At 72.3% G+C, this 21305-nt stretch carries 18 protein-coding genes and 2 pseudogenes; 15 read left to right on the plus strand and 5 right to left on the minus strand.

Annotated elements, in window-relative coordinates:
• The first annotated feature begins 254 nt into the window (after positions 1-254).
• From I5Q34_RS06340 to I5Q34_RS35450, 6 genes and pseudogenes are all read left to right on the plus strand, one after another.
• The gene (locus I5Q34_RS06340) at positions 255-1055 is read left to right on the plus strand and encodes a helix-turn-helix transcriptional regulator (protein ID WP_199891157.1); all 801 of its coding nucleotides are present in this window, start codon (positions 255-257) and stop codon (positions 1053-1055) included.
• Entirely contained in the window at positions 1025-1243 is a 219-nt protein-coding gene (locus I5Q34_RS06345; protein WP_277965635.1) for a DUF397 domain-containing protein, read from the plus strand. The genes I5Q34_RS06340 and I5Q34_RS06345 overlap by 31 nt, the downstream gene beginning before the upstream one ends.
• A gap of 30 nt (positions 1244-1273) precedes the next feature.
• Positions 1274-1834: a DUF397 domain-containing protein gene (locus I5Q34_RS06350; RefSeq protein ID WP_199891158.1), complete on the plus strand. Its 561-nt coding sequence runs from the start codon at positions 1274-1276 to the stop codon at positions 1832-1834.
• Between the two features lie 470 nt (positions 1835-2304).
• Positions 2305-3032: pseudogene (locus I5Q34_RS06360) on the plus strand (SDR family NAD(P)-dependent oxidoreductase).
• Positions 3033-3058: 26 nt separating this feature from the next.
• Positions 3059-4390 (plus strand): amidohydrolase family protein, encoded by a 1332-nt coding sequence (locus I5Q34_RS06365; protein ID WP_199891160.1) that lies wholly within the window; start codon positions 3059-3061, stop codon positions 4388-4390.
• A 243-nt stretch (positions 4391-4633) separates the two neighbouring features.
• Complete coding sequence (locus I5Q34_RS35450) at positions 4634-4768, plus strand: hypothetical protein (protein ID WP_267911915.1); 135 nt, start codon at positions 4634-4636, stop codon at positions 4766-4768.
• Here the strand turns inward: I5Q34_RS35450 and I5Q34_RS06370 are convergent.
• Positions 4765-6348 (minus strand): metallophosphoesterase family protein, encoded by a 1584-nt coding sequence (locus I5Q34_RS06370; protein WP_199891161.1) that lies wholly within the window; start codon positions 6346-6348, stop codon positions 4765-4767. The two genes, I5Q34_RS35450 and I5Q34_RS06370, sit on opposite strands and share 4 nt — an antisense overlap.
• A gap of 130 nt (positions 6349-6478) precedes the next feature.
• Here I5Q34_RS06370 and I5Q34_RS06375 point away from each other — a divergent pair, with 130 nt between their 5' ends.
• The 5 genes and pseudogenes from I5Q34_RS06375 (at position 6479) to I5Q34_RS06395 (ending at position 10211) form a co-directional block, all read left to right on the plus strand.
• Positions 6479-7534, plus strand: coding sequence for a 3-isopropylmalate dehydrogenase (locus I5Q34_RS06375; protein WP_199891162.1), 1056 nt, complete (start codon positions 6479-6481; stop codon positions 7532-7534).
• A 216-nt stretch (positions 7535-7750) separates the two neighbouring features.
• The gene (locus I5Q34_RS06380; RefSeq protein ID WP_199891163.1) at positions 7751-8836 is read left to right on the plus strand and encodes a branched-chain amino acid aminotransferase; all 1086 of its coding nucleotides are present in this window, start codon (positions 7751-7753) and stop codon (positions 8834-8836) included.
• A 60-nt stretch (positions 8837-8896) separates the two neighbouring features.
• Positions 8897-9004, plus strand: a pseudogene (locus tag I5Q34_RS06385) (roadblock/LC7 domain-containing protein); the annotation flags it as partial.
• Positions 9005-9088: 84 nt separating this feature from the next.
• Positions 9089-9649 (plus strand): DUF742 domain-containing protein, encoded by a 561-nt coding sequence (locus I5Q34_RS06390; protein ID WP_199891164.1) that lies wholly within the window; start codon positions 9089-9091, stop codon positions 9647-9649.
• Positions 9630-10211 carry an ATP/GTP-binding protein gene (locus I5Q34_RS06395; RefSeq protein WP_049717346.1) on the plus strand — a complete coding sequence of 194 codons (582 nt, stop codon included), beginning with the start codon at positions 9630-9632 and terminating at the stop codon, positions 10209-10211. Before I5Q34_RS06390 ends, I5Q34_RS06395 begins: the two co-directional genes overlap by 20 nt.
• A 195-nt stretch (positions 10212-10406) precedes the next feature.
• On the opposite strand, the gene I5Q34_RS06400 is transcribed toward I5Q34_RS06395, so the two are convergent.
• From I5Q34_RS06400 to I5Q34_RS06410, 3 genes are all read right to left on the minus strand, one after another.
• A complete protein-coding gene (locus I5Q34_RS06400; RefSeq protein WP_199891165.1) occupies positions 10407-10601 on the minus strand; it encodes an acyl-CoA carboxylase subunit epsilon in 195 nt (64 codons plus the stop codon).
• A 24-nt stretch (positions 10602-10625) separates the two neighbouring features.
• A complete protein-coding gene (locus I5Q34_RS06405) occupies positions 10626-12209 on the minus strand; it encodes an acyl-CoA carboxylase subunit beta (RefSeq protein ID WP_199891166.1) in 1584 nt (527 codons plus the stop codon).
• Between the two features lie 176 nt (positions 12210-12385).
• Positions 12386-14746: a polysaccharide lyase 8 family protein gene (locus tag I5Q34_RS06410; protein WP_199891167.1), complete on the minus strand. Its 2361-nt coding sequence runs from the start codon at positions 14744-14746 to the stop codon at positions 12386-12388.
• A 190-nt stretch (positions 14747-14936) separates the two neighbouring features.
• On the opposite strand from I5Q34_RS06410, the gene I5Q34_RS06415 reads away from it, so the two are divergent.
• Positions 14937-15551, plus strand: coding sequence for a YceI family protein (locus I5Q34_RS06415; RefSeq protein WP_199891168.1), 615 nt, complete (start codon positions 14937-14939; stop codon positions 15549-15551).
• A 10-nt stretch (positions 15552-15561) separates the two neighbouring features.
• On the opposite strand, the gene I5Q34_RS06420 is transcribed toward I5Q34_RS06415, so the two are convergent.
• Entirely contained in the window at positions 15562-17046 is a 1485-nt protein-coding gene (locus tag I5Q34_RS06420) for an FAD-dependent monooxygenase (protein ID WP_199891169.1), read from the minus strand.
• A gap of 84 nt (positions 17047-17130) precedes the next feature.
• Here I5Q34_RS06420 and I5Q34_RS06425 point away from each other — a divergent pair, with 84 nt between their 5' ends.
• The 3 genes from I5Q34_RS06425 to cimA all read left to right on the plus strand — a co-directional run bounded on the left by I5Q34_RS06425 (position 17131) and on the right by cimA (position 21169).
• Positions 17131-17781 (plus strand): TetR/AcrR family transcriptional regulator, encoded by a 651-nt coding sequence (locus tag I5Q34_RS06425; protein ID WP_199891170.1) that lies wholly within the window; start codon positions 17131-17133, stop codon positions 17779-17781.
• Between the two features lie 137 nt (positions 17782-17918).
• Entirely contained in the window at positions 17919-19262 is a 1344-nt protein-coding gene (locus I5Q34_RS06430) for an MFS transporter (protein ID WP_199891171.1), read from the plus strand.
• 284 nt (positions 19263-19546) lie between these two features.
• The gene (gene cimA, locus I5Q34_RS06435) at positions 19547-21169 is read left to right on the plus strand and encodes a citramalate synthase (protein WP_199891172.1); all 1623 of its coding nucleotides are present in this window, start codon (positions 19547-19549) and stop codon (positions 21167-21169) included.
• Positions 21170-21305: the final 136 nt, after the last annotated feature.

Here is a 21305-nt window from a genome sequence, read left to right on the forward strand (position 1 = left end):
GGATCTGGCGGAACCGCTGGGAAGTTGGCGCGAACCCTTCCGCGTGCGCACGTGTGCGATGCCGTACGGCGGGCATCACGACAGGGGATTCGAACGCAGCGTCGGATGGCCGGAGTTACGCGCCCCGGTTCCGGTCTCCAGTATCGGCCCGCACCCCTATGCTCGACCCCATCACGGACTTGAGTGATCCGCTGAGTCAACTGGGGGATACAACTATGGCTGGGCCCCGGCCACTTGATCCGTACCAGCTGCGCGTGGCCGAGCTGGGGGAAGCGATCCGCGCCCACCGGCGCGCGAAGGGATGGACCCAGGCGGAGCTGGGTGAGGCGGTCGCCCTGTCGAACACGGCGATCGCCCACTTCGAGTCGGGTGCGCACGTGCCCCGGCGTGACGTCGCCCGTCGCATCGACGATGCGCTGGGGGCGGGTGGGCGCATCGCGGCGATGCGTGACAAGGCTGACGACAACCCCGATGTGAAGTGGGTTCAGAAGATCTTCAAGGCTGAGCAGCGGGCGCTGCGCATTCGCCATGCGACGAGCCTCATTCCGGCTCTGTTGCAGAATGACGCGTACACGAGGGAAATCCTCGCGATGTCCCTTCCGGATCGCGGCGGAGTGCTTGAGGAGAAGATCCGTCACCGCGACCGCAGGCGCGCGATCATGCGGAGGCCGAATCCGCCCAGGTTCGGAGCGGTCCTGACGGAAGCCGCTCTGCACACGGTCGTCGGCGGCGCCGAAATCATGCGGCGGCAGTTGCTCGACCTGATCGAGGCCTCACGGCTCCCGAACGTCGAGGTAAGGGTCTGGCCGTTCGACAGCGCCAGGGCCTGGGCGGACGTCGGAGAGATGACCATCATGGATCTCCCGAATGGCCGGACCGTGATCCACCGGGTCCCGGACCTCTGCTTGACCAGGGGGCCAAGCGTGGCCACACACATCACCCTCTATGGTCACCTGTGCGCCGCCGCCTTGGATGCCGAGGCGTCAAGGGTGTTTATTCACAAGCTAATTGAGGAGAAATACCCGTGCGCACCGTCTGCCTTGACCTGTCCGTAGCCGTTTGGCGCAAGAGCAGCCGCAGTCAAGACAACGCCAGTTGCGTCGAAATCGCCGAGCAGTACCCCGGCGTCGTACCCATACGCGACTCCAAGGCCCCCGCCCGCAACCTGATCGTCGTCCGGCGCGCCGCTTGGGCCATGTTCGTGGCTACGGTGTCCGCCACGAAGGGCGACCTGTCGGCTTGAGCTCGACAAGGCAGTTGAGGAGCTTTACTCGTGCCCGTCGCCCGCCCCGATCTGTCTACAGCCACTTGGCGCAAGAGCACCCATAGCGAGAACGACGGCGGTTGCGTCGAGATCGCCGAGCAGTACCCCGACGTACTGCCCATACGCGACTCCAAGGCCCCCGGTCGTACCCCGATCGTGGTCCGGCGCGCCGTCTGGCACGTTCGTGGCCGCAGTGGCCGCCGCGAAAGGCGACTGACCGCCCCCGGGGCGCAGACCCGTGGGGCGGCATGGTGCTTCCTCGGCCATCCCTCTCGTCTCGGGCCCTTCGGGCCCAAAGAAGCGGGCTACGGCGAGGGAGGGGGCCGGGCCGGTGTCCGTTGCCGGGTGCGGGCGGGGGGCGCTCACGCATTAGCGGGCACTTTGGGTGTGCGGGCAGGCCGTCTACGGGGCACGACCACACCCAAACTGCCCGCAATTCAACCGTCAACGACCACAGGGGCACCGCGTGCCACCGCTGCCCCGGCCGATTCGCGCCTCGCCCCGCCGCTCCCCGCCGCCCGCCGCCGCACCCGGCGACGGGGACCGGCCCCGCCCCCTCCTCGTCCGTAGCCAGCCTCTTTGGGCCCGGAGGGCCCGAGACGAAACGCTCAGCCGGCGAAGCACCATGCCGCCCCACGGGCCCGGCCCCACCCGCCCCCGACGTCTCGGATAGTGCGCTGCCGTGAGCGCAGGTCACCCCTGCCGCGCCCGGGCCCCGCCCCTTCACCAACTGCCCGCAGGACCCGCCGTACCGCCCGTACCGCCCGTACCGCCGAGCGCGACGCCGAGTGGGCGCAGGCCGCCGCCGTCCTCCAGCGCACGCTGGACCGCAGGGGCAACGGCGGCTCCATCCGTGCGCAACAACGGCTCGCGAGCCGGGGCCGGGCCGCCGCGCCGCACGGCCCTGAGTGGCACACCCATTACCCCGGCGTCAGCATGGTGCGGAGGAGGAGCCCACCTCCGGCGCACCCCGGGGCGGCGGCGCGGCGTACCGTCGCCCCGAGGGTCGCCGCGAACCCCAGCGGACGGAGGAATCCGGCATGGGCCCACTCGCGGAGAAGGTCGCGCTGGTCACCGGGGGCAGCCGGGGGATCGGGGCGGCGATCGCCACCCGGCTGGCGCAGGACGGCGCGGACGTCGCCCTCACGTACGCCGGCAGCCGCGACCGGGCCGGACAGGTCGCGGAAGGGATCGAGGCCCTGGGCCGCAGGGCACTCGCGCTGCGGGCGGACAGCGCGGACCCGGCGCCCTCGTCGCCGCGATCGACCGCACCGCCGCGACGCTCGGCGGACTGGACGTGCTGGTGAACAACGCCGGCATCTACGCGACCGGGACGGTCGACGAACTCACCGTGGAGGAGATCGACAGGGCCTTCGCCATCCACGTGCGGGCCGTGTTCGTCGCCGTACGCGCCGCCGTGCGGTACATGCCACGAGGCGGCCGGGTCATCACCATCGGCAGCATCTCCGCCGAGCGCGCCCCGTGGCCGGGAACGAGCCTCTACTCGGCGACCAAGTCCGCACTCGTCGGCCTGACGAAGGGGATCGCCCGTGACCTCGGGCCGCGCGGCATCACCGCCGTACTCGTCCAACCGGGCCCCGTGGCGACGGAGATGAACCCGGAGACCGACGCGGTCCGCGACATGACCGCGCTCGGCACGTACATCCCGCCCGAGCACATCGCCGCGCTGGCCGCCCATCTGGCCGGTGACGGCGGGAGTTACATCACCGGATCCGCTGTCACGATCGACGCCGGCGCCACCGCCTGACCACAGGAGCAGAGGGGAAACCGTTGATGACGGACACACTCGTCGTGCGTGGCGGCCATGTGCTGACGCTCGACCCGCAGTTGGGCACCGTGGACGCCGACATACGCGTCGACAACGGCGTGGTCACCGATATCCGCCCCGGCCTCGACGTCCCCGGAGCCCGCGTCGTCGACGCGACCGGCTCGCTCGTCGTCCCCGGCCTGATCGACACCCATCGCCACATGTGGGAGGCCGCGCTGCGCGGCACCGGGGCCGACGACAGCCTGGACGACTACTTCACGTTCACGATCGGGACCGCCGCGCCACTGGTCGATCCCGAGACCGTGTACGTGGGCGAGCTGCTCAGTGCCTGCGCCGCCCTGGACGCGGGCGTCACCACCGTCCAGGACATCGCCAACATCCATGACACGTCCGAACACTCCGACGCCGCCGCCGATGCCCTGCGCGCCTCGGGCCTGCGCACCGTGCTCGCCTACGGGCACTCGCCCAGCTCCCGGCACACCGACGCCCCCGCCCCCGGGGCGCTGTCACGCGACGCGGAGCGTATGCGGAACCGGCTGGCAGCCGACGGACAGGGCCTGCTCACCATGGCGCTGGCCGCCGACGCCCGCACCGACGAGGCCGTCACCGCCAACTGGCGCCTGGCGGCGGAGCTCGACGTGCCCGTCGCCATGCACGCGATGCGGCGTCCGGGCGACGAGCCGCCGCTCGAACGCCTGGCGCGCCTGGGCGTCCTGCGCGACCGCGTCACATACATCCACGCGACCGGATACACCGCCGAGGACCTCGCCCGCGTCCGGGACACCGGCGGCCACCTCTCGATCGCCCCGCTGATCGAGCTGCTGATGGGGCACGGCTACCCGCCCGTCCTCGACGCGCTCGACGCCGGGCTGCCGCCCAGCCTGAGCACGGACGTCGAAGTCACCGTGCCCGGCGACATGTTCACGCAGATGCGCACGGCCCTCGCCGTGGCCCGCCACGCCGGCTATACGCGCGCCGCGGCCCCCGGGGACGGCCGGCCGGACTCACCCCGTGTCACCGTCGCGCAGGCACTGGAGATGGCCACTGTCGAAGGGGCCCGTGCACTCGGTATGGAGGACCGCATCGGTTCGCTGGGCGTCGGCAAGCAGGCCGATCTCCTGGTGCTCTCCACCGACCGCCCCGGCATGCGGCCCGTCCACGACCCCACCGCGACCGTCGTGCTCCAGGCCGAACGCGGGGACGTCGACACCGTCGTCGTGGGCGGCCGCGTCGTCAAGGAACACGGGAAGCTCCTCCACGTCCGGCTGGACCGGCTGTACGAGCGGGCCGCCGCCGTCCTCCACCGGCTCGCGACGGCCCATGCCCTGGACCGGTGACGACCGGTGCACGGAGCACCATCGTCCGTCTCGGATAGTAGGAAGTCCGAGTAATCAGGCAGACATCGCGCCGACCGTGGCTTAGCGTGGAAGCAGCCGATCGTCCCGCTCCATCGAGCGACGGCGGTTGCGGCCCGTTGCCATGAGCGCAGGTCACCCCTGCCGCGCCCGGGCCCCCGCCCCTTCACCGGCTGTCCGTCCTTCACACCTCATCGCACCTCATCGCACGAGGAGACGTGACCCATGGCCGACACCGCTGTCCGCAGGACCCGCCGCACTGCCCGTGCCACCGAGCGCGACGCCGACCGGGCGCAGGCCGCCGCCGCCCTCCAGCGCGCGCTGGACCGCAGGGACAACGGCGGCGCCACCGGCCACTAGCGCCCGGGGCGCCCGGGGCGCACCACGTCGAAGTGGTCGATCCGCGCACCGCTCTCCGCCAGGGCCGTCACCCGCAGGCGCGGGTGGCGGCCCGGCTCGCACTCGACGGCCAGGAAGGAGTAGCCGGTGAAGCGCACCCGGGACCACTCGACGCGCTCCCGGTGCTTCACCCGGCCCTTCTCCCAGAAGTACGAGCCGACGTGGTCGAGGTCCTTGACGTGGCCCTCGTAGCTGTCGGGGACGGGGAACGAGTAGAGGGACTTGCCGGCGCCGCCCGCCGTCACGTAGACGATGCCGTCGCGCGTGGAGTCCACGGTTCCGCCGATGGGGACCTTCCGGGCCACCCGGCCGTGCCGCAGCGCGTCCGTCCGCTCGTAGACGTGGTTGTGGCCGTTGATGACCAGGTCGACCTTGTGCTTCTCGAAGAGGGGCAGCCATTCGTCGCGCACGCCGCCGTCGGAGGCGTGGGCGCTCGTCGTCGAGTAGGCGCAGTGGTGGAAGAAGACGACGACGAAGTCGATCTCGTGCCGGGCGCGCAGCTCGCGCAGCCGGCGTTCCAGCCAGGCGGTCTGGCGGCCGCCGCTGTAGCCCGCGTTGGCGGCGATCTCGTAGGAGACGTCGTTGGCGTCGAGGGCGACGACGCCGACGTTGCCGTAGGTGAAGGAGTAGACGCCGGGCGCGTGCCGGTGGTCGAAGCCGTTGGTGGGCAGGGTCCAGCGGGCGCTCTGGCCGCCGTAGCCGTTGGGGGAGTACCAGGCCTCCATGTCGTGGTTGCCCGTGGTGACCATCCAGGGCACGGACTTGGCGACGGACTCGGTCTGGGCGAGGAACTGGTCCCAGACGCGGGCGTCGTAGACGTCGTCCGGCTTGCCCGCGCCGCTCTCGTCCGCGTAGCAGATGTCGCCCGCGTGCAGGTGGAACGACGGGTTCTGGCCGAGGATCAACTGGTCGTTGGCGAGGGCGTCGTAGCTGACGCCCTGGTCGCCGAAGGCGGTGAAGGTGAACTTCGCGGGCCGGTCCGGGGCGGTCCGGAAGGTTCCCAGGGTGCCCAGGTGGTGGGCGGAGGCGGGGTCGAAGCCGGTGTGGCCGACGCCGTAGTAGTACGTCGTGCCGGGGCGGAGGCCGTCCAGCGCGGCGTGCAGGTAGTACTGGTCCACTGACGGCAGCTTCTTGGACAGGGGCGGGGTGTGCAGGTGCCGCACCTCGGCCTCGATCCTGCGGCCCAGGTCCCAGGGGTGGAGACCGACGCGGACGAAGGGCCGCCGCACGGCGAGCGGGACCTGCCAGGAGATCCGCATCTGCGTCCGCGGGTCCGCGCCGAAGGCCAGGTGGCGGCCGAAGGGGGCGACGAGCGCGCCGCTGACCCGGGTGGACGCCGGGGCGGTGATCAGGGTCGGGGCGGCGTACGCGGCGCCGCCGGTGCCGCCGAGGAGCCCCGCGCCCGCGGCCGCCCCCGCGCCGGCCGCCCCGGCGCGCAGCATGCCGCGGCGGGTGAGGGTGGCCCGGAGGTACTCGTGCTGCTCCGGCATGGTCATGCGCTCGGCGAGACGTTCGGGGATGCCTACCCGTGGTGTGTCCATGCCGCGAAACGTGCCAGGAATCGGCGAACCCGTCACGTACTTCGGGTGAACTCGGCCTGACCGGACGGCAATGTGTCCGTATGGTGGACGAGGTGTGTCATCCAGCGGGACGGCGGAGTACGGTCCCGTCATGTCGAGCAGCACGCGCAGCATGCGCCTCGCAGTGATCCCCGGTGACGGCATTGGCCCCGAGGTGGTGGCCCAGGGCCTCAGGGTCCTGACGGCGGTCCTCCCCTCCGACGTGAAGCTGGAGACCCGGGAGTACGACCTCGGAGCCCGGCGCTGGCACGCCACGGGCGAGACCCTCCCGGACGCCGAGCTGGAGTCCCTCAAGGACCACGACGCGATCCTGCTCGGCGCGGTCGGCGACCCGTCCGTCCCCTCCGGGGTGCTGGAGCGCGGGCTGCTGCTCAAGCTGCGCTTCGCCTTCGACCACTACGTGAACCTGCGCCCGTCGCGGCTGTTCCCCGGGACGGCCGGCCCGCTCGCCGGCGCCCCGGAGATCGACTTCGTCGTCGTCCGCGAGGGCACCGAGGGCCCGTACACCGGCAACGGCGGCTCCCTGCGCACCGGCACGCCCGCCGAGGTCGCCACCGAGGTCAGCGTCAACACCGCCTACGGCGTGGAGCGCGTGGTGCGCGACGCGTACGCGCGGGCCCAGGACCGGCCGCGCAAGCACCTCACCCTCGTGCACAAGAACAACGTCCTGGTGCACGCCGGCCGGCTGTGGAAGGACACCTTCGACCGCGTCGGCCGGGAGTTCCCCGAGGTCACCACCGACTACCTGCACGTGGACGCGGCGACGATCTTCATGGTCACCCGGCCCGGGCGGTTCGACGTGATCGTCACCGACAACCTCTTCGGCGACATCCTCACCGACCTCGCCGCGGCCGTCACCGGCGGCATCGGCCTCGCGGCCTCGGGCAACATCAACCCCGACGGCGCGTTCCCCTCCATGTTCGAGCCGGTCCACGGCTCGGCGCCGGACATCGCCGGCACCGGGACGGCCGACCCCACGGCCACGGTGCTCTCGGTGGCCCTCCTGCTACGGCACCTCGGGTACGAGGCGGAGGCCGTACGCGTCGAGACCGCCGTCGCAGAGGACCTGGCGGCGCGGGACGGCGCCGCCGCCGTCCGGACGACCGAGGAGACCGGGGCGGCGCTGGCCACCCGAGTAACGGCCTGACCGGGCCGTTCCCGCCCTTGCGCGCGGCCCGGTTTCCCCCACGGCCACCGGACCGCGCGCATCTTCGGCGTTCGCAGGCGTTTCGTTAACACCCGTGTCCGAGCGATAATCGGACACCGGGGCCGCGAAAACGATGCGAAGAAGCCCGGACGTCCCGACCCCACCGGGGCGGCGTGAGCGCGGTCCGCAGCACCCTCAAGTGAAGGACACGCATCCATGACCACGCTCACGATCGAGCTCAAGCCCTCCTCGCAGCCGCTGCCGGACGCCGAGCGCGAGCGCATCCTGGCGAACCCCGGCTTCGGCCGCCACTTCACCGACCACATGGTCACCATCAAGTGGTCCGAGGGCGTGGGCTGGCACGAGGCGCAGCTCGTTCCCTACGCGCCGCTCTCCCTCGATCCGGCCAACATGACGCTGCACTACGCGCAGGCCATCTTCGAGGGACTCAAGGCGTACCGCCGGGCCGACGGAACGATCGCCACGTTCCGTCCCGAGGAGAACGCCAAGCGCTTCCAGGCGTCCGCCCGCCGGCTGGCGATGCCCGAGCTGCCCGTCGAGACCTTCATCGACGCGTGCGACGCGCTGGTGCGGCAGGACCGGGCGTGGGTGCCCTCCTCCGGCGAGGCGTCCCTGTACCTGCGGCCCTTCATGATCGCGACCGAGGTCGGGCTGGGTGTCCGGCCGTCGAACGAATACCTCTTCGTCGTCATCGCCTCGCCCGCCGGTGCGTACTTCTCCGGTGGCGTGAAGCCGGTGTCCGTGTGGCTGTCGGAGGAGTACGTGCGCGCCGCCCCGGGTGGTACGGGTGCCGCCAAGTGCGCCGGAAACTACGCCGCTTCGCTGGTCGCCCAGGCCCAGGCGGCGGAGAAGGGCTGCGACCAGGTGGTCTGGCTCGACGCGGTCGAGCGGCGCTGGATCGAGGAAATGGGCGGCATGAACCTGTACTTCGTGTACGGGAACCGGATCGTGACGCCGGAGCTGACCGGTTCGCTGCTGCCGGGCATCACCCGGGCGTCGCTGCTGCGCATCGCGGAGGACCTCGGGTACGAGGTCGCCGAGGGCCGGATCTCGGTCGAGGACTGGAAGAACGCCAACGCGGACGGGTCGCTGACGGAGGTCTTCGCGTGCGGGACGGCCGCCGTCATCACGCCGGTGGGCTCGGTCAAGTCCACGCGGGCGGACTGGACCGTGGCGGACGGGCAGCCCGGTGAGGTCACCATGCGTCTGCGCAAGGCGCTGCTGGACATCCAGACGGGGGCGGTGGAGGACACGCACGGCTGGATGCACCGGCTGGGGTGAGGGGTTTTTCTCCCCGCCCCGCCCTTTCACCGTTTCTTCCGGGGCTGCGCCCCGGGGCCCTGCGACATCGGCCTCGTGGGCTACGAGATGGCCCTCCTGGTCGACCGCGCGGGCAATGTTCTGACACCCGACCTCCGTGCCGAACTGCAGGGGAGCCTTCTCAACTAGCAAAGAGGCAGTGCGTTTCGCGCCACCGCGCCTTAAGGTGCGGTGGCGCGACCAGCAGCAGACAGGAAAGTCGGAGGAGGAGACGTGGCAACGCCCCCAGGCGGTTACCCGTACGGCAATGATCAGCAGGCGGGGCCGCCGCTGAACCGCTTCAACTTCCCCTCCGCGCCCAGTCCAAGGGCCCAGCACGAGCCCCAGTACCCGCAGCAGGCACCTGCCCAGCAGCAGGCGCCGCCCGCGGCGGGTCAGGGCCAGGGCCGGAGCCCGCAGCACCGGCGCGCGGGCGCGCCGGGCGACCGCAAGCACAACCCGCTGGTCCGTCCGTACGCGATGACCGGCGGCCGGACGCGGCCGCGCTACCAGCTCGCCATCGAGGCGCTGGTGCACACCACGGCCCAGCCCGCCCAGCTCCACGGGCAGTTGCCGGAACACCAGCGCATCTGCCACCTGTGCCACGAGATCAAGTCGGTAGCCGAGATCTCCGCACTTCTGTCCATCCCGCTCGGCGTCGCCCGAATCCTCGTCGCCGACTTGGCCGAGGCCGGGCTCGTCGCCATTCATCAGCCCGGCGGCGACGCGGCCGCCGGCGGCCAGCCTGACGTGACACTGCTCGAAAGGGTGCTCAGTGGACTTCGGAACCTCTAGCGGCGAGGCAGCCCGCTCCACCACCAGCGCGAAGATCGTGGTGGCGGGTGGTTTCGGCGTGGGCAAGACCACGTTCGTCGGCGCGGTCTCGGAGATCAACCCGCTGCGCACGGAGGCCGTGATGACGTCCGCGTCGGCGGGCATCGACGACCTCACGCACGCGCCGGACAAGACCACGACGACCGTGGCGATGGACTTCGGCCGTATCACCCTGGACCAGGACCTGATCCTCTACCTGTTCGGTACGCCCGGGCAGGACCGGTTCTGGTTCATGTGGGACGACCTCGTCCGAGGTGCCATCGGCGCGGTCGTCCTGGTCGACACCCGGCGTCTCGCGGACTGCTTCCCCGCGGTGGACTACTTCGAGAACAGCGGGCTGCCGTTCGTGATCGCGCTCAACGGGTTTGACGGGCATCAGCCGTACACGCCCGATGAGGTGCGCGAAGCGCTCCAGATCGGCCCGGACGCGCCGATCATCACGACGGATGCCCGTCATCGCAACGAGGCGAAGAGCGCGCTGATCACGCTGGTCGAGCATGCGCTGATGGCGCGCCTGCGGTAGGGGTTTTCTCCCCGCCCCGCCCTTTCACCGTTTCTCGCGCGCTCCGCGCGGGGGGCAACGCGGCTGCGCCGCGTTCGTCCTCAAACGCCGGACGGGCTGGATTGGCGCGAAAGGGCGGGTCCGGGGCGTCTTCCGGCGAAGCCGAAAGGGCCCGCACTCCTCAACCAGGAGTGCGGGCCCTTTCGCGTAAGAGGCTCAGCCCTGCCAGCTGTGCGGCGCCGTGAAGCCGGCGGACCGCTCCAGGCGGCGCCAGCGCGCCGGCGAGCGCCGCGGCGCCGGGATCGTGGCCGCGTCGCCGGCCGAGGCGCGGGCGAGCAGCACCGCGGTGACGGCCGCGAGCTCCTCGGGCCCGGCCTGGCCCTTCTCCACGCGGACGAGCGCGTCAGTCATGTCGATGTCCGTCCTTCTCTGGAATCACTGGGGCGGGTTGCCGTGCTTGCGCGACGGAAGGTCCGCGTGCTTGGTGGCGAGCATCGCCAGCGACCGGATGAGCACCTGCCGGGTCTCGACCGGGTCGATGACGTCGTCCACGAGGCCCCGCTCGGCCGCGTAGTACGGGTGCATGAGCTCGGCCTTGTACTCCTTGACCATGCGGGACCGCATCGCGTCCGGATCGTCGGCCTCGGCGATCTGCTTGCGGAAGATGACGTTGGCGGCGCCTTCGGCGCCCATCACGGCGATCTCGTTGGTCGGCCAGGCGAACGTGAGGTCCGCGCCGATCGACTGCGAGTCCATGACGATGTACGCGCCGCCGTACGCCTTGCGCAGGATCACCGAGATCCGCGGCACGGTGGCGTTGCAGTAGGCGTAGAGCAGCTTGGCGCCGTGCCGGATGATCCCGCCGTGCTCCTGGTCGACGCCGGGCAGGAAGCCGGGTACGTCCAGAAGGGTGACGAGCGGGATGTTGAAGGCGTCGCACATCTGGATGAACCGCGCCGCCTTCTCCGACGCCTCGATGTCGAGGACACCGGCGAGGGACTGCGGCTGGTTGGCGATGATGCCGACGACCTGGCCGTCCAGCCGGGCCAGGGCCACGATGATGTTGGTGGCCCAGCGCTCGTGGACCTCGAGGTACTCGCCGTCGTCGACGATCTCCTCGATGACCTTGCGCATGTCGTAGGGGCGGTTGCCGTCCGCGGGGACGAGGTCCAGCAGGGCCTCGCCGGTGCGGTCGGCCGGGTCCTCGCAGACGACGCGCGGCGGGTTCTCGCGGTTGTTCTGCGGCAGCAGGGACAGGAGGTAGCGGACCTCCTCCAGGCAGGTCTCCTCGTCGTCGTAGGCGAAGTGGCAGACACCGCTCGTCTCGGCGTGCACGTCCGCGCCGCCGAGGCCGTTCTGGGTGATCTCCTCGCCGGTGACCGCGCGGACCACGTCCGGACCGGTGATGAACATCTGCGAGGTCTCGCGGACCATGAAGACGAAGTCCGTCAGGGCCGGCGAGTACGCCGCGCCGCCCGCGCACGGGCCGAGCATCACCGAGATCTGCGGGATGACGCCCGACGCCTTGGTGTTGCGCTGGAAGATGCCGCCGTAGCCGGCGAGCGCCGAGACGCCCTCCTGGATCCGGGCGCCCGCGCCGTCGTTGAGCGAGACGAGCGGGGCACCGGCCGCGATGGCCTTGTCCATGATCTTGTGGATCTTGGTGGCGTGGGCCTCGCCCAGCGCGCCGCCGAAGATGCGGAAGTCATGGGCGTAGACGAAGACGGTACGGCCGTGGACGGTGCCCCAGCCGGTGATCACGCCATCGGTGTACGGCTTCTTGGCCTCCAGGCCGAACCCGGTGGCACGGTGCCGCCGCAGCGGCTCCACCTCGCAGAAGGAGCCCTCGTCCAGCAGCAGATCGATACGCTCGCGGGCCGTCAGCTTCCCCTTGGCCTTCTGTGCCTGGGTAGCCCGGTCGCTGGGACCACGCCGAACCTGCTCGCGGATGGCGTGCAGCTCGGCGACGCGCCCGCGGACGTCACTCGCCTCTTCGGGCGCACCTTCGAGATTGCTCATGGATAGACGGTACGCGGGGTCGGGTCCGGAACATCATGTCGACTCCGCACAAGGTAGTGCTCGATTTCGTGGGCAGGCAGTACAGAAAGGCACGGTGCACGGTCCGGGAGGAGCGCGCGCCGGTGCGCCCCGTGCTGTGAGTAGTCCACAAAGGTGCGCCGTCGCCGCCGTGCACCTCAGAACTTGACGGCCGGCCGGCCGAGCTCCACCTCGCAGCGGTGCGGGGCGCACGCGGTCCCGGGCGCGACCGTCAGCCGCAGCCGGGCGCCGGTCCCCCGCACCCGTACGGACGCGTCGTGCGCCACGACCCGGCGCACGGGCCGGTCCCAGGTCAGCTCGACGGGGGCACCGGTGCGCAGCGGCTCGGCGAGGTGCAGGACGGCCCGCCGGTCCCGCTGCCGCACGAGCACGGAGGCGGGGGCGGAGACGGTGAGGGAGCCCACCGTACCGGCCCGGTGGAAGAGGGCGGCGGTGAGGCCGGGCGGGCCGAGCCGGACCGCCTGGCAGGCGGCCGAGTTCGCGAGGACGGTCAGCCAGGCGCCGTCCGCCGCGCGGGCGGCGACGGCGGCCCGGCCGGCGCCGGGCATCAGCACGTAGGCGTAGGAGCCGGACGCGGGGTCGGTGCCGTGCGGGTGCCGGAGGGTCAGGTAGTGCCGGGTGAGCGGCTGCGGCGAGCCCGCGGCGTTGATGTCCCGCCAGGCCCCGGTGCGGCTCTCGCGCAGGACGGCGACCTCGGCGCCGCCGGGGAAGACCCAGCCGCCGTGGCCTTCCAGGTGGGCCCAGCGGACGCCGCGGAGGTTCGCGCTCCGCTCGTGCCGGACCGCTCCGTCCACGGTCAGCCGGGCGTCGCCGTCCGCGCCGAGCGGGCGGTGGTCGACGACGGTCTCGACGGGGACGCCGTCCCGGGCGGTGATCCCGGCCCCGAGGCAGACCACGGCGTCGTCGGCGAAGAACCAGGACTTGTGCGCCTCCAGCGTGGAGGAGAGCCCCTTGAGGTGCTGGCCGACGGCGGCGTACGTGCCGTCGGTGACCCCGCCGACGTCGCGCGCGGCCGGTCCCGGCGCGCCCCAGGGGCCGCCCTCGTTGTCGGCGAGGCGCTTGGTGGACACGGTGGTCCCGGGCATCCGGTACGGGTCCGCGGTGGGCCAGAAGCCGTCCCCGTACGGGTCGTCGCCGCCGGGGCCCCACCAGGTGAGCATCCCGGAGCCGGTGTGCCAGCCGCGCGGATGCTCGCCGTTGCCGTTCTCGTAGTGGGCGACGCGGTCGGAGGCCATGGCGAGGCTCGCGGTCCAGCCGGGCCGCCGGTGCACGGCCCGGTCCATGGCGGGGAACAGCCGGTGCCCGATGGCCGGGGGCACGGGCGGCGCGGGCCCGTCGAGGACGGCGGCGAGGCGGGCCAGGTCGGCGGTGCCGAACTGCGGGTCGGTGCGCAGCGGTTCGGGGTCGCGGGCCGCCCAGCCCTTGATCGCCCCGTGCCAGCGGGCGCGTTCGGCGGGCTCGGCGCCGGCCGCGAGCAGGGCGATGGCGGCGATCAGCGCGTGGCCGCGCTGCCGGGCGCCCTGCGGGACGCCGCCGTCCGCGGTCAGGCCCCGGCTGACGGCCCGGCCGCAGACGCTGTCCAGCACCAGGCCGTCGTGGACCAGCGGGGCGAAGGCCCGCTCGACGCTGTCGTGAATCGTGCGCCGGCCGGGGTCGGTGACGTCCCAGGAGGAACCGCGCAGCAGGGCGAAGAGCCGGCCCAGGCCGTCCAGCAGCACCTGCCCGTAGGTGCCGGTGTAGGCGACCCGGGTGTGCTGGAGGAACGATCCGTCGGCGTACAGCCCGTCGCCGTGGCCGACGAGCCGGAAGACCGGGGAGAGGGCGTCGCGGGCGAGGGCGACCCGGTCCGCGGAGGCGCCGAGGACGCCGCGCAGGGCGACGACGCGGCACAGGTCGACGCGGTTGGCGCCGGTGCTGGTGCCGGTGTACGGACCGAGCGCGTCGTCGGGGACGAAGTGGCCGACGGCCGCGAGCCAGCCGGCCCGCCGGGCGGGCCCGGCCTCGTCGTGCAGCAGGGCGAGCGAGTCGAGCAGCAGCCGGGGCGTGCCGATCTGCCACTCCCACCAGTTGCCGTACCGCGCGGCGCCCGCGTGGTAGGCGGTCGCGTGGACGTGGTCGAGCCCGGCGAGCGTGGCGGCCAGCAGCCCCGGGTCGCCGGTGAGCCCGGTGCCGGGCTGGACGTACGCCTGGGCCATGGTGTGCAGCCGGGCGCAGCTGAGGGTGATGCCGGCGGGCGGGTCGAAGGGCGCGTCGGGCCACAGGGAGGCGGGCCCGGGGTTCATCCGGGCCCGGTGGGCGCGGGCGTCGGCGCCGGTGCGGCGCAGGACCCCGGCGTAGGGCTCGGCCCCGGGGTCGAAGCCGGTGCCCAGGAGCAGCCCGCGCCAGCGCAGCCGCAGGGCGGTGAACTCGTCGGCGGCCGCGGCCCGTTGGGCACCGAGGAGCGGGAGTGCGGCGGTGGCGGCGGCGAGGAAGGCGCGGCGGGTCCGTGCGGGAGGCATGGCGGTCCTCGGGGTGCGGCGGTGCGGGACACCGTGGCACCGGGCGGGGCGGCCCCGCAAGAACCGGTGCGGGAAATTCCGAAAGAGACCCCCCAAGAGGTTGAACTTTGAACTACATCGCGCTACGGTTCTTCTCGTTGAAGGTTAAACAACCACCTGACAACCCCCACGACCCGCCGAGGAGAACGCCATGGGCCTCTTCACCCGCAAGTCCGCCGCCCGCCCCGCCGCCACCACGGCGGCCGTCGACCCGGCACTGGCCGCCCTGACCGGCGACTACACCATCGACCCCGCCCACAGCAGCATCGGCTTCACCGTGCGCCACGCGATGGTCACCAACGTCCGGGGCGCCTTCACCGAGCACGAGGGCACCCTCCGCCTCGACGGCGCCGACCCGTCCCGTTCCGGCGCCGCCCTCGACGTGCGGATCGCCAGTGTGGACACCGGCATCAAGGACCGCGACGCCCACCTGCTGGGCGACGACTTCTTCTCCGCCGAGAAGTTCCCGCTGATGACGTTCCGTTCGACCGCAGCCGAGGCGCTCGGCGGCGACCGCTACCGGATCTCCGGCGACCTCACCATCAAGGACGTCACCCGCCCGCTCTCCATCGACCTGGAGTTCAACGGCGCCGCCACCGACGTCTACGGCAGCGAGCGCGTGGGCTTCGAGGGCAGCGCCGAGATCCTGCGCTCCGAGTGGGGTCTGACCTGGAACGCGGCCCTGGAGGCCGGTGGCGTCATGGTCAGCGACAAGGTGAAGCTGACCTTCGACATCTCGGCCGTCCGGACCGCCGCGCAGGGCTGACCTGCGCGGATCAGCGGCCGAGGCGCAGCAGACGGTCGACGGCCTCGGCGCCTCGGTCCGCGCGCGTGCTCAGCGCGATGTGGTGGTCGGGCCTGACGAGCACGAGCGCGTCGTCCTCGTCCCCGATCCCGTACGCCGCGCGGGACGCGTCGTCGGCCGCGCAGGTCCGCAGCAGCTCCGGGCACTTCTCCCCCGCTTCCGCGAGGGCCTTCCCGCTCCCCTCGCCGAAGCCGAGCAGGGTGAAGTGCGGCCCCGCGAAGACCTCGTGGAGCCTCCTCCTGTCGCGGGCGCGTCCGTCGGGGGCGCGTTCGCCCGCCTTCGGTCCGCCCCAGGCGAGGGAGCTCCAGGGGTAGCGGACGCCCAGGGTGGTGCCGTCCTCGGTGATCACGACCTCGGTGCCGACGCCCGGCCTGCGGGTGCCCTCCATCGCGGCCCGCAGCCGGTCGCCGGTGAACTCCAGCGTCCAGGCCGCGACGGGCCTGCGCTCCTCGTCGTAGCTGTCCAGCAGCGCCTCCCCCGCCCGCCTCCGCACGACGAGCGCGAGCTTCCAGCCGAGGTTGAACGCGTCCTGGATGCCGGTGTTCATGCCGAGGCCGCCGGCGACGGGGTGGACGTGGGCCGCGTCCCCGGCGAGGAAGACCCGGCCGGCCCGGAAGCGTTCCGCCATGCGGGTGTTGACGCGATAGGTGGAGAGCCAGGTCGGGTTGGCGAGCCGTACGCCGGGGACGCGGGCGTGCCGGTCGAAGAGCCGCTGGAACGCGTCGAGCGACGGGGGCGCCACGTGCCCCTCGGCGTCCCGCTCCACGGAACTCTGCAGCTGCCAGGACGTCGTCCCCGGGACCGGCCACAGCAGCAGCGCGCCGTCCTCGTCGAACCACTGGTGCCAGTAGTCCCGGTCGAGCCCGTCGGCCTCGACGTCCGCGACCCAGCCGACCTGGTCCTTGCGGGTCTCGCCCGGGAAGGCCACGCCGAGCGCGGCGCGGACGGCGCTGTGCCCGCCGTCGCAGCCGACGACGTACGACGCGGCGATGCGGCGGCCGTCCGCGAGCGTGACCGTGGCGCTGTCCTCGCCCTGCTCCAACTCCGCCAGTTCACAGCCCCGTTCGACATGGACGCCGTGGGCCGCGAGCCCGTCGCGCAGGATCTCCTCGGTCCGCCACTGCGGGATGGCGAGGCCGGTGGGGTACGGCACCTCGGGGGTGACGCGCGCGCCGGCGTTGATGTCCACGTCGTGCAGGGGGATTCCGCCGCGGTACTTGCGCAGCACGAAGCGCGGGGAGCCCGCGGCGTCGAGGGCGGGGCCCAGGCCGAGATCGGCGAGGATCTCGCGGCTGCGCTGGTTCGGCCCCTTGGCGCGGGAACTCCGGTGGAACTCGGGGGACTTGTCGATGACCCGGACGCCCGCCCCGGCGCGGGCGAGCGTGCAGGCGAGGGTCAGTCCGGTGGGGCCGGCGCCCACGATCAGTACGTCGGTGTGCGTCACATCGGTGTTCATGCGGCCATGAAAGACCGCCGGAGCAAAAAACGCAACCGAGTAACAAATCTTTCCCGGTAACGCTCCGGCTGGTACGGTGGACGCATGACCGACGAGACGACGGGCCTTCGCGAGACGGGCCTTCGCGAACGGAAGAAGCGCCGTACCCGGCAGGCGCTCTCGGACGCGGCCATCGCCCTCTTCCTGGAGCACGGCTTCGACCGGGTGTCGGTCGCGGACGTCGCCGCGGCGGCGGACGTCTCCAAGCCGACGCTCTTCCGCTACTTCCCCGCCAAGGAGGACCTCGCGCTGCACCGCATCGCGGACCACCAGGGCGAGGCGGCGCGGGTCGTCCGCGACCGCCCGGCCGGCCGGTCGCCGCTGGCGGCGCTCCTCGCCCACGTCCACGCGCGGCTGGACGCGCACGACCCGGTTACCGGCATCACCGACAACGCCGGCGTCCGGGCGTTCCACGACATGCTCTACACGACGCCCAGCCTGCTGGCGCGGCTGGTGCGCTACGCGGACCGGGACGAGGAGCTGCTGGCGGAGGAGCTGGAGGGCTCCTCCGACCCGCTGACGGCGCGGCTCGCGGCGGCGCAGATCGTGACGGTGCATCAGCGGTTGGCGCAGGAGAACTGGCGGAAGCTGGTGTCGGGCCGGGGGATCTCCGATGTGCTGCCCGAGGCGCATGCGGACGCGGAGCGGGCGTACGAGCTGCTGGGCGCGGGCCTGGGGGAACGGTTCGGGGCGTAGCCCCGTGGGCGCGCTCCGCGCGGGGGCAACGCCCGGACGGGCTGGGTCGGCAACGGGACCGCAACGCACTCAAGTACGCGCGATCGTTGCCGCCCGGGCCCTTGTCCGAATCCCGCTCCTCCGCCACCGTTCCGTCCATGGGACAGGCACAACCACGCACACAGCACTGGAAGAAGATCTGGGTCGGCTCGGCCGGCAACATGGTCGAGTGGTTCGACTGGTTCGTCTACGCCAGCTTCGCCACCTACTTCGCCGGCTCCTTCTTCCCCGACGGCAACGACACTGCCAAGCTCATGAACACCGCCGGCATCTTCGCCGTCGGCTTCTTCATGCGACCCGTCGGCGGCTGGCTGCTCGGCCGGGTCGGGGACCGGCGCGGCCGCAAGGCGGCGCTCACCCTGACCGTGACGCTGATGTCCGCGTCGGCCGTCCTGATCGCCGTCGCCCCCACCTACGCCGTCGCCGGGTACGGCGGCGTCGCCGTCCTCCTGGTGGCCCGGCTGCTGCAGGGGCTGTCCGTCGGCGGCGAGTACGCGGCCAGCGCCACGTACCTCACCGAGGCGTCCGCCCCCGGCCGCCGCGGCTTCGCCTCCAGCTTCCAGTACGTGTCCATGACCGCCGGCCAGATCCTCGGCCTGGGCCTGCTGATCACGCTCCAGCACACCCTCTCCAAGGACCAGCTCCACGACTGGGGCTGGCGGATCCCGTTCGTCGTCGGCGCCCTCGGCGCGGCCGTGATCTTCTATCTGCGGCGCAACATGCTGGAGACCGAGGCGTACGAGGCCGAGACGGAGGGAGAGGGCGGCACCGCGCACGACGACCGCGGCACGATCCGCGCGCTGCTGCGGCACAAGCGCGAGGCGTTCCTCGTCATCGCCCTGACCATGGGCGGGACCGTGGCGTACTACACGTACACCACCTACCTGACGAAGTACCTCTCCAACAGCGCCGGTCTGTCCAAGCAGACCGCGACCCTCGTCAGCTTCTTCGCGCTGATCGTCTTCGCCTGTCTCCAGCCGCTCGCGGGCGCGCTCTCCGACCGGATCGGCCGCCGCCCGCTGCTGATCACCTTCGCCGTCGGCTCGACCCTGCTGACCGTGCCGGTCATGACGCTGCTCAAGCACGCGGGTTCGTTCTGGCCCGCGTTGGGACTGTCGCTGCTCGCACTGGTCGTCGTCACCGGCTACACGTCGATCAACGCCTGTGTGAAGGCGGAGCTGTTCCCGACCGGCGTCCGCTCGCTGGGCGTCGCGCTGCCGTACGCGCTGGCCAACGCGGCCTTCGGCGGGACGGCGGAGTACGTGGCGCTGTGGTTCAAGAAAAGCGGGATCGAGTCGGGCTTCTACTGGTACGTGGCCGGGTGCGCGGCGGTCTCGCTCGTCGTCTACCTGACCATGAGGGAGACCCGGGACATCGATCTCCAGGGGACCGGACGCCCGGCCCCGGCACCGTCCCGGGACGACGCGGTGCCCACATCCTGAGACGGACGCCCCTCGGGCTGGACAGGCGTGCCAGACTGCCCCTCGTGCTCTCGCTCGTCACGATTATTGGCAGCAGGCGCGCCGGTCCGCAGTGACCGCCCGTACGCAACCCCCGTACGGCGCGGCCACCGTCGCCCCAGACCCGCGCGCAGACCCTTCGCACCCGCGAGGGGTCTTTTCGTTTCCCGGACCACCAGCGCCGGGGGGCGGAGCGCGAGGGACCATGGAGGGCGGTGGAACCGGTCATTGAAGGAGACCGAGATCCCGACAGGAGTCAGACCAGCATGACGGACGCACACCCGGACGACGGCTTCCACGTCGACGACGGCTTCCACGTCTTCGACACCACGCTGCGCGACGGCGCCCAGCGCGAGGGCATCAACCTCACCGTCGCGGACAAGCTGACCATCGCCCGGCACCTGGACGACTTCGGGGTGGGCTTCATCGAGGGCGGCTGGCCCGGCGCCAACCCCCGGGACACGGAGTTCTTCCGGCGGGCCCGGGAGGAGATCGTCTTCCGGCACGCCCGGCTGGTCGCCTTCGGCGCCACCCGGCGGGCGGGGGTCCGGGCCGAGGACGACCCGCAGGTGGCCGCGCTGCTGGACTCCGGCGCCCCGGTCGTCACGCTGGTCGCCAAGTCCCACGACCGGCACGTCGAACTGGCCCTGCGCACCACGCTCGACGAGAACCTCGCCATGATCCGTGACACCGTCGCCCACCTCCGCGCGCACGGCCGCCGGGTCTTCGTCGACTGCGAGCACTTCTTCGACGGCTACCGCGCGAACCCGAAGTACGCGCTGCGGGTGGTGCGGACCGCGCACGAGGCCGGTGCCGACGTCGTCGTCCTCTGCGACACCAACGGCGGCATGCTGCCGGACCGGATCGGCGCCGTCGTGGCGGAGGTGCTCGCGGCCACCGGGGCGCGGCTGGGCATCCACGCCCAGGACGACACCGGGTGCGCCGTGGCCAACACGCTGGCCGCCGTGGACGCCGGGGCCACGCACGTGCAGTGCACGGCCAACGGTTACGGCGAACGCGTCGGCAACGCCAACCTGTTCCCCGTCGTGGCCGCGCTGGAGCTCAAACACGACCGGCGCGTGCTGCCGCCCGGCAAGCTCGCCGAGATGACCCGGGTGTCGCACGCCATCGCCGAGGTCGTCAACCTCACGCCGTCCACGCACCAGCCGTACGTGGGCGTCTCGGCCTTCGCCCACAAGGCCGGGCTGCACGCGTCCGCGATCAAGGTGGACCCGGACCTGTACCAGCACATCGACCCCGAACGGGTCGGCAACACCATGCGGATGCTGGTCTCCGACATGGCCGGCCGGGCCTCCGTCGAGCTCAAGGGCAAGGAACTCGGCATCGACCTGGGCGGCGACCGCGAGCTCGTCGGGCGGGTGGTCGAGCGGGTCAAGGAGCGCGAGGCGCAGGGCTACACGTACGAGGCGGCCGACGCGTCCTTCGAACTCCTCCTCCGCGCCGAGGTGACGGGCCGGGCCCTGCGCTACTACCGCGTCGAGTCCTGGCGCGCGATCGTCGAGGACCGGCCGGACGGGACGCACGCGAACGAGGCGACGGTGAAGCTCTGGGCGAAGGGCGAGCGGATCGTCGCGACGGCGGAGGGGAACGGCCCGGTCAACGCGCTCGACCGGGCGCTGCGGGTGGCTCTCGAACGCATCTACCCCGAGCTCGCCGCTCTGGAGCTGACGGACTACAAGGTCCGCATCCTGGAGGGGAGTCTGGGGACGGGCTCGATCACGCGGGTGCTCGTCTCGACGAGCGACGAGCGGGGGGAGTGGTCGACGGTCGGGGTGGCCGAGAATGTCATCGCGGCGTCGTGGCAGGCGCTGGACGATGCGTATGTGTACGGGCTGTGGCGGGCGGGGGTGGCCCCCCTGGGGGATTGAGCCCCACCCCGCCCTCTCCCCGTCTCCGCAGGGGCTGCGCGCCCCTGCGCCACCCCGCGGGGCGCGGGGCGCGCCGGGCCTGCGCTCCGCGCGGGTGGGCGGGGCTCCGCCCCGGACCCCGAAGCGCCCTCCGGGC

The sequence above is a fragment of the Streptomyces sp. AV19 genome, assembly GCF_015999245.1.
Classification (GTDB): Bacteria; Actinomycetota; Actinomycetes; order Streptomycetales; family Streptomycetaceae; genus Streptomyces.

Coding starts and splice junctions, on each gene's coding strand:
- I5Q34_RS06365 (WP_199891160.1), top strand. CDS start 3,059: ATGACGGACACACTCGTCGTGCGTGGCGGCCATGTGCTGACGCTCGAC.
- I5Q34_RS35450 (WP_267911915.1), top strand. CDS start 4,634: ATGGCCGACACCGCTGTCCGCAGGACCCGCCGCACTGCCCGTGCCACC.
- I5Q34_RS06370 (WP_199891161.1), bottom strand. CDS start 6,348: ATGGACACACCACGGGTAGGCATCCCCGAACGTCTCGCCGAGCGCATG.
- I5Q34_RS06375 (WP_199891162.1), top strand. CDS start 6,479: ATGTCGAGCAGCACGCGCAGCATGCGCCTCGCAGTGATCCCCGGTGAC.
- I5Q34_RS06380 (WP_199891163.1), top strand. CDS start 7,751: ATGACCACGCTCACGATCGAGCTCAAGCCCTCCTCGCAGCCGCTGCCG.
- I5Q34_RS06400 (WP_199891165.1), bottom strand. CDS start 10,601: ATGACTGACGCGCTCGTCCGCGTGGAGAAGGGCCAGGCCGGGCCCGAG.
- I5Q34_RS06405 (WP_199891166.1), bottom strand. CDS start 12,209: ATGAGCAATCTCGAAGGTGCGCCCGAAGAGGCGAGTGACGTCCGCGGG.
- I5Q34_RS06410 (WP_199891167.1), bottom strand. CDS start 14,746: ATGCCTCCCGCACGGACCCGCCGCGCCTTCCTCGCCGCCGCCACCGCC.
- I5Q34_RS06415 (WP_199891168.1), top strand. CDS start 14,937: ATGGGCCTCTTCACCCGCAAGTCCGCCGCCCGCCCCGCCGCCACCACG.
- I5Q34_RS06420 (WP_199891169.1), bottom strand. CDS start 17,046: ATGAACACCGATGTGACGCACACCGACGTACTGATCGTGGGCGCCGGC.
- I5Q34_RS06425 (WP_199891170.1), top strand. CDS start 17,131: ATGACCGACGAGACGACGGGCCTTCGCGAGACGGGCCTTCGCGAACGG.
- I5Q34_RS06430 (WP_199891171.1), top strand. CDS start 17,919: ATGGGACAGGCACAACCACGCACACAGCACTGGAAGAAGATCTGGGTC.
- cimA (WP_199891172.1), top strand. CDS start 19,547: ATGACGGACGCACACCCGGACGACGGCTTCCACGTCGACGACGGCTTC.